This is a genomic window from Bacillus sp. LR--39, from assembly GCF_053613335.1.
Genome location: NZ_JBSIOT010000640.1, coordinates 1 through 821, shown reverse-complemented (window position 1 = coordinate 821; position 821 = coordinate 1). Strand labels below are relative to the sequence as shown.

The window sequence follows — 821 nt, the reverse complement described above, 5'->3', positions numbered from 1 at the left end:
AAACCTTGTCCGCAATGTGGCAGATTTATATAAGCTGACGAAGGAACGAGTCATCCAGCTCGAGCGCATGGGTGAAAAGTCTACTGAAAACCTGATCAGCTCCATCCAAAAATCAAAAGAAAATTCGTTAGAGCGCCTGCTGTTTGGGCTTGGCATCCGTTTTATCGGATCAAAGGCCGCAAAGACGCTCGCCATGCATTTTGAAAGCTTGGAGAACCTGAAAAAAGCCTCTAAAGAGGAACTTCTCGCGGTAGATGAAATCGGTGAAAAAATGGCTGATGCTGTGATCACCTATTTTCATAAAGAAGAAATGCTTGAACTCTTGAATGAACTTCAGGAGCTGGGCGTAAACACGCTCTACAAAGGCCCGAAAAAAGTAAAAGCAGAGGACAGCGATTCTTACTTTGCCGGTAAAACAATTGTTCTGACAGGAAAGCTGGAAGGGCTGTCAAGAAACGAAGCCAAAGCGCAAATTGAAGCGCTGGGCGGAAAGCTGACTGGAAGCGTCAGCAAAAACACAGACTTAGTCATCGCCGGAGAAGCGGCGGGAAGCAAGCTGACAAAAGCACAAGAGCTGAACATTGAAGTGTGGAATGAAGAACAGTTAATGGGAGAGCTAAAGAAATAAGAGGAGTGTTTTCTATTGAAAAAGACGTTGGCATTGGCGGCAACGGCGGCAGTATTAATGCTGTCTGCCTGCTCGTCAGGTTTCGGGGGGGAGAAGGAGGAAGAGATTACGCAAAAGACGGCGAAATCGTCAGAAAAAGCGATTGTCCCGAAATATAATATCTCTGACTCCTATTACAAAATGGTGCTGCCGT

General features: G+C 45.9%; 1 protein-coding gene and 1 pseudogene. Both read left to right on the top strand.

The window, feature by feature from the left end; translation table 11 throughout:
* A partial coding sequence (locus tag ACWHAR_RS25510; protein WP_452088238.1) for a helix-hairpin-helix domain-containing protein occupies window positions 1-628 on the top strand: 628 nt, incomplete at its 5' end.
* A 15-nt stretch (window positions 629-643) separates the two neighbouring features.
* Window positions 644-821 (top strand): annotated as a pseudogene (locus tag ACWHAR_RS25505) (CamS family sex pheromone protein); the annotation flags it as partial.